The organism is Novosphingobium indicum (assembly GCF_014645195.1).
Taxonomy (GTDB): Bacteria; Pseudomonadota; Alphaproteobacteria; order Sphingomonadales; family Sphingomonadaceae; genus Novosphingobium; species Novosphingobium indicum.
Map to the genome: position 1 here is coordinate 1 of NZ_BMLK01000058.1, position 6,138 is coordinate 6,138.

The 6,138-nt window shown below is 61.3% G+C and carries 5 protein-coding genes and 3 pseudogenes; 5 read left to right on the plus strand and 3 right to left on the minus strand.

Annotation, left to right across the window (positions count from 1 at the left end; translation table 11 throughout):
• Positions 1-145: 145 nt before the first annotated feature.
• The 3 genes and pseudogenes from IEX64_RS23705 to IEX64_RS23715 form a co-directional block, all read right to left on the minus strand.
• A pseudogene (locus tag IEX64_RS23705) lies at positions 146-455 on the minus strand (transposase); the annotation flags it as partial.
• A gap of 12 nt (positions 456-467) precedes the next feature.
• Positions 468-1,414 (minus strand): IS630 family transposase gene (locus tag IEX64_RS23710; protein WP_188823887.1). Its coding sequence is split into 2 segments (ribosomal slippage): positions 468-1,078 and positions 1,078-1,414, totalling 948 coding nucleotides; the frame shifts between segments, so codons are not numbered across the junction.
• 253 nt (positions 1,415-1,667) lie between these two features.
• Positions 1,668-2,234, minus strand: a complete 567-nt coding sequence (locus tag IEX64_RS23715) for a helix-turn-helix domain-containing protein (protein ID WP_188823889.1) — start codon at positions 2,232-2,234, stop codon at positions 1,668-1,670.
• A 259-nt stretch (positions 2,235-2,493) separates the two neighbouring features.
• Here IEX64_RS23715 and IEX64_RS23720 point away from each other — a divergent pair.
• The 5 genes and pseudogenes from IEX64_RS23720 to tnpC form a co-directional block, all read left to right on the plus strand.
• Positions 2,494-3,677, plus strand: a pseudogene (locus IEX64_RS23720) (acyl-CoA dehydrogenase).
• 121 nt (positions 3,678-3,798) lie between these two features.
• The gene (gene tnpA, locus IEX64_RS23725) at positions 3,799-4,164 is read left to right on the plus strand and encodes an IS66-like element accessory protein TnpA (RefSeq protein ID WP_188823891.1); all 366 of its coding nucleotides are present in this window, start codon (positions 3,799-3,801) and stop codon (positions 4,162-4,164) included.
• Between the two features lie 201 nt (positions 4,165-4,365).
• A complete protein-coding gene (locus IEX64_RS23730) occupies positions 4,366-4,785 on the plus strand; it encodes a transposase (RefSeq protein ID WP_099185754.1) in 420 nt (139 codons plus the stop codon).
• Between the two features lie 26 nt (positions 4,786-4,811).
• Entirely contained in the window at positions 4,812-5,138 is a 327-nt protein-coding gene (gene tnpB, locus IEX64_RS23735; RefSeq protein WP_146001604.1) for an IS66 family insertion sequence element accessory protein TnpB, read from the plus strand.
• A gap of 31 nt (positions 5,139-5,169) precedes the next feature.
• Positions 5,170-6,069: pseudogene (gene tnpC / locus IEX64_RS23740) on the plus strand (IS66 family transposase); the annotation flags it as partial.
• Positions 6,070-6,138: the final 69 nt, after the last annotated feature.

Consider the following 6,138-nt stretch of genomic DNA (forward strand, 5'->3'; position numbering starts at 1 on the left):
TCATTGCGCTGGTGTTCGATTCCGCTTCGCTGCTCGACAAAAGCGCTTTCAGTCCAGTTTTCCTCGACGGCCTGGATGGCCTTATACCAACCTGCATTGATTATGACCCACGGGCCCATTTGCGTCGCCCGATGGTCATGATGTGCTAAGGCTGATCAACGAGTTTGTTCCAAGCCTCGCAGCAATGGTCGATGATGTTGTCGTAGGAAGTGAAGACGCGGTTGGAGAGCCAGTTGTCGCGCATGAACTGCCAGATGTTCTCTACCGGGTTCAACTCGGGACATTTCGCCGGCAGCGCGACGATGCTAATGTTGTGGGGTATGACGAGCTTTCCGGTCATATGCCACCCGGCCTGATCCATCAGCACGACGGCGTGAGCGCCCGGGGGCGACCGTGAGCGATATTTCGGTCAGATGCAGCGACATGGTTTCGGTATTGCAGAATGGCAGCACTAGAGCGGTTTCCATTCATTCTGGTTCATAGCCGCATGATCTGAAGTAGTTGGTGCATTCGGCGGGCTGGAAGATGTCGACGAGCTTGCCGATCATGTCCCACAGCCCGCTGACGGTGCGCTCACCGGCCTTGCGGAGCATGGCCTTGAGCCGTGAGAAGGCCTTCTCGATCGGGTTGAAGTCCGGGCTGTAGGGCGGGAGGAAGCGCAGAGTTGCGCCGACTGCTTCGATTCTCTCCTTCACCGCGGCCCGTTTGTGGCTCGAGAGATTGTCCATGATGACCACGTCACCGGGCCGTAGCTCGGGCACCAATACCTGCGCGACATAGGCTTCGAACCAGTCGCCGTTGATTGGCCCGTCGAGTACCATCGGTGCGACCATGCCGGTCATGCGAAGGCCGGCTACCAACGTGGTGGTCTTGCGATGCCCGTGCGGGAAGCCCATCCGCAGCCGCTCGCCCCTCGGGCAGCGGCCATGGCTGCGGGTCATGTTGGTGGCGGTCCAGGTCTCGTCGATGAAGACGAGGCGCTCGGGTTCGAGGTCGATCTGGCCGTCGAACCAGTGCTGGCGCTGCCTCAGGACGTCGGGACGGTCCTGCTCGATCGCATGCCCGGTCTTTTTTTGCGCGTAATCCCGTGACGCACGAAGAACCGATGAACTGTGCCGATCCCGACGGAGGCACCGCGCTCGATCAGCCGCGCCTGAACTTCGACTAGCGTCATGTCGCCTTGCTCGGCGATCAGTTCCCGAATGAAGGCGCCATGCGCTTCGATCTTGCCCGAATGCCGGTCACCGCCACGTGGCCTGGCCACAGCCTGACCATGCTTCAAGGCAAGTTGTCGCCAGCGGATTGCGCTCGACACGCTGACACCGAAGCGGGCTGCCGCCGCGTGACAACTCAAGCCGCCGTCAATCGCGGCAACAACCCTGTCCCGAAGATCCTGTGAAAGAGCTCGTGCCATCCATGCTGGCCTCCTGCCACCAGCAAGAAGTTTGAATCACATCGAGGCATCGAAGGGAATCCCCATCGAGTCAGTTCGTGTGGAAACCGCTCTAGCCCCGCTCCCTTGGCGTGCTCCGGGCAGATCGCGCCGAAGATGTAGGCAGATTTCGTTCGCTGGTCTTTCGGCGCCGACGGCCGCGTCCCCCGTCTGGCCCACCGCCGCGTGATATTGTTCTTTTGGCCGACCCGCGCCTCATCCTGGAACCATATCTCTATGGGCGTGCCCTTCGGGAGGGCTGTTCTGACCTTTGCCAACTCGGCAGCGAAGCCCCCCTTTTGAAGGCGTCCATGGCAAGTTCGTTCTGGGCATGGTGGCGGGGCCGCGCCGTCAGCTTGACGTAACCCAGCTTTTTCAGCTCGCGGCCCACGGTCGTTTCATCGAGCGAGACTGCAAATTCCTCATACTGCCACTGGACTAGGTCGATCAGACGCCAGCGAACGACGCCATGGATCGCAGGGATCGGACCGCGCTCGACAGTCTCGCCAAGCGCCCGCCGCTGAGCATCATTGAGCCGCGACCGTTGTCCCGGCGCCTTGCCGTCGAGGAGGCCATCGGGACCGCGGGCGTTGAACCGGACAACCCAGTCCCGCACGATCTGCAAACCCATCCCGCCGATCTTCGCGGCCGCACTGCGGCTGCCGCCGTAGTAAATCTCCGCCAAAGCCAACAGCCGTCGCGCCTGGTTCGCGCTCTTCGCCGCGCACGCCAGTCGCCTCAATGCAGAGCTATCAAAATCTGCCCGCAAACCGATCGCTGATCCCATGGTCACGCCCTCCATATACAGGGCTCCATAGATTCAGATTTTCATCACTTTGGGAACCCACAACGTGAGTCAGCCTCAGCGCAGCTTGGTATTATGCTCGGCAGCATAGCCTTCGGGGGAAGTTCAGCTCGCTACAACCGCAAGCCGGTTATTTGCTTGGATTGTTGCACCTTCGGTCTGTTTTGCCCAACTCACAAGTCTAGCTGCAACGCTTGAAGAACTCATCGCCATTACGGCATCCGAACTGAATAATATAACGCGAAGAATTGATTGTATGACTGAAATGGCACGCTTTGATTTGAGCGATCCCTTCAACTTTGACGATCAACTGACTGAAGAAGAACCGAAGGTGCGTGCTTCGGTGCATGGCTTCGCGCAAGGCGAACTCCAGCCCCGGATCATCAACGCTTACCGCGAAGATCTCGATGCACCAGAGCTGTTTCCACGCATGGGGCAAGCCGGCTTGCTGGGAGTGACAATTCCACAGAATTATGGCGGTGCTGGAGCTAGCTATGTCTCCTACGGTCTGATCGCGCGTGAGATTGAACGCGTAGATTCGGGTTATCGGTCAATGGCATCGGCGCAAAGCTCGCTCGTCATGTATCCGATTTTTGCTTTCGGCTCGGAGGAACAGCGGCTTAAATATCTGCCTGGTCTAGCCGCAGGCGCGCTGATCGGCTGCTTCGGCCTGACAGAACCTGATGCGGGTTCCGATCCCGCGGGCATGCGCACCATCGCGAAGAGGATTGGTGGTGGCTATGTCCTTTCGGCACCAAGATATGGATTTCAAATGCTCCTTTCGCCGACGTCTTTGTCGTCTGGGCAAAGAGCGAAGCACATGACGGGGCCATTTGCGGCTTTGTGCTTGAAAAGGGCCTGAAGGGATTTTCCGCTCCCAAGATTAAGGGCAAACTCAGCCTGCGCGCCTCAACCACCGGCATGATAGTGATGGACCAGGTTGAGGTTGACGAAGAAGCCCTGCTCCCCGGGGTGCAGGGTCTCAAGGGACCCTTCGATTGCCTAAACCGCGCACGCTATGGGATCAGCTGGGGGGTGCTCGGCGCCTCAGAATATTGCATGCACGCAGCACGCCAATATAGGCTTGATCGACACCAGTTTGGAAAGCCGCTTGCCGCCAACCAACTCTATCAAAAGAAGCTCGCCGATATGCAAACAGACATTGCGCTAGGGTTGCAAGCCTCATTGCGTGTCGGCCGCCTAATGAATGAAAGCAGGTTCGCGCCGGAAATGCTCTCTATCATCAAGCGTAACAATGTCGGAAAATCGCTTGATATTTCGCGTCATGCCCGAGACATACACGGCGGTAATGGCATCAGCGATGAATATCAAGTCATGCGGCACATGGTGAATCTGGAAACCGTCAACACCTATGAAGGCGCTCACGATGTGCATGCGCTCATACTGGGGCGAGCCGTCACTGGCATTGCGGCGTTTTAGCGTTAGCAAGTTCTTGCAGAAGTTGCCCCTATCCCACTACCCATCCAGAGAGGCCCGCCTTGTCCGGCGAGTGAACGACCAGTCTTAAGAGTGCTCGTATGAGCGAGCTTAGGAGCGGAGCATGGGTCAGACCACGGTGATGACGGGGCCGGAGCGTCGTCAGCGTTGGAGCGAGGAGGAGCGGCTTGAGATTCTCGCCGAGGCCTTTGCGCCGGGCGCCTGCGTTGCCGATGTATCCCGGCGGCGCGACGTTTCGACCAGCCTGATCTATACATGGCGGCGCAAGTTGCGCGAAAAGTCGGCGGCTGCGTCCTTGCCTGTACCGGAGATAAATTTCGCCCAGGCCGTGCTCGCCGATGATGAGCAGCCTGCCGATCATGATCAATGTGCCGCGATCACGGTCGAACTGGGCGAAGGCCGGCAAGTGCGCATTTCGTCGTCTGCGCCTGCCGCACTGGTTTCGGCGATCTTGAAGGCGCTGCGATGATCCCATCGGGCGCGAGGGTCTGGATCGCGATGGGCCACACGGACATGATGTGATGGACACCCCTTGCGACCCAGGCTCAACATTGTGGGGCTGAACCAATTGATGGAGTCGAACATGGACATCAAGGTAATCGGGATCGACGTAAGCGCCGTCGTGACCCCACCTTGCGCGTCAGTATGATTGCGGCAGACGTGCGGGGTGATGGATGACGAAGCACTTGAGACCGCACTGGACACCCGCACTGGAGTTAGTCCGGAGCCGGTTCGACGCGTCGAGGTACTCGGCGCGATGGTTGGGCGCCGGCGCTCCTGGAGCCTAGAGCAGAAGCTGGCGATCGTCGCTGAGGCTCGACATTGTGATAACCTGACCGCGCTCGCCCGGCGGCATGATATTCGGACCTCGCAGCTCTACACTTGGCGCCGCGAGCTTCGTTATGCACTTGAGGTGCATACCGGCTCGAGGGACGCTGAGCCGATGTTCGTGCCGGCTGTTTCGGACGTCGATCGGCGTGGCGACGTTGCGATCGAGGTGGAGATCGACGGCGCCGTCATCCGGATCTCACGAACGGCCAAGGCTGATCTGGCGGCTGCCGTGGTTCAAGCACTTCGGTCAGCACGGTGATCGGGCCAGGCGTCGGCGCGCGAGTGATGGTCGCAACGCGCCCGGTGGATTTCCGCAAGGGCCCCGACGCGCTCGCCGCATTGGTCGGCGAGGAGTACGGCGGCGATCCTTACTCGGGGGTAATCTACGTCTTCCGGGCGAAGCGCGCGGACCGGATCAAGCTCGTGTGGTGGGACGGTACCGGGCTGTGTCTGATGGCCAAGAGGCTCGAGCAGGGAGGCTTCCGCTGGCCCGCGATCCAGGACGGCGTGATGCGCCTGACCGCGGCACAGCTAGGCGCCTTGCTCGAGGGTCTGGACTGGCGCCGCGTGCATGGCGGCCGACGTCCACAAGCGCCGCAGATCGCCGGTTGACGGGGTGCGCGATCGCTGATTCACTCCGCCCATGCTGGCAGAGGCGGACCTTCCCGAGGACATCGAAGCGCTCCGCGCGTTCGCCCCCGAACAGTCCCGCAAGCTCGCCGAGGTCACCCTCGCCAAGGGCGAGGCCGATGCCGAGGTCGAGCGGCTGCAGTCGATCATCGATGCCTTCATGCGCCATCGCTTCGGCCGGCGTTCCGAGCAACTCGATCCCGATCAGTTCGAGCTCGGCCTCGAGGACATAGAGACGGCGCTGGGCCAGGCTCGCGCGGCGCGTGATGCCGCGACCCGCCAGCAACACACCGCTCGAGCGCGCAACGCCAACCGCGGCTCGTTGCCCGCACATCTCGAGCGCATCGAGCAGATCGTCGATGTCGAGGACAAGTCCTGCCCCTGCTGCGGCGGCGCGCTCCACGCGATCGGCGAGGATGTCGCCGAGCGGCGCGACGTCGTTCCCACGACCTTCCGCGTCCTTGTCACCCGGCGTCCGCGCTACGGCTGCCGTTCGTGCGAGGGCGCGGTCTTGCAGGCGCCAGCACCGGCGCGGATCGTCGAGGGCGGCATTCCGACCGAGGCGCTGATCGCCCAGGTTCTCGTCGCCAAGTATGCCGATCATCTTCCCTTGTACCGGCAAGCGCAGATCTACGCCCGCCAGGGTATCAAGCTCGATCGCTCGACGCTCGCTGACTGGGTCGGCCGGGCGGCCTGGTACCTGCGGCCCTTGCGCGATCACACGCTCGAGGAGTTGCGCAAGGCCGAGCGGCTCTTCGCCGACGAGACCACTGCCCCGGTGCTCGATCCCGGGCGACGTCGCACCAAGACCGGGCAACTGTGGGCCTATGTCCGCGACGATCGACCCTGGGGCGGCAGTGATCCGCCGATGGTGGCCTACGTCTACGCCGCGGACCGTAAGGCCGAACGGCCCGAGGTGCCGCGCGACAATCAGGATGAGAGACCAGCGTCAATCAAGATGAGAATCGCCACCTGCTGATCC

Excerpts from the sequence above, each read along its gene's own strand:
- tnpB (WP_146001604.1), top strand. The coding sequence starts at position 4,812 with ATGGTCGCAACGCGCCCGGTGGATTTCCGCAAGGGCCCCGACGCGCTC.
- tnpA (WP_188823891.1), top strand. The coding sequence starts at position 3,799 with ATGGGTCAGACCACGGTGATGACGGGGCCGGAGCGTCGTCAGCGTTGG.
- IEX64_RS23730 (WP_099185754.1), top strand. The coding sequence starts at position 4,366 with ATGGATGACGAAGCACTTGAGACCGCACTGGACACCCGCACTGGAGTT.
- IEX64_RS23715 (WP_188823889.1), bottom strand. The coding sequence starts at position 2,234 with ATGGAGGGCGTGACCATGGGATCAGCGATCGGTTTGCGGGCAGATTTT.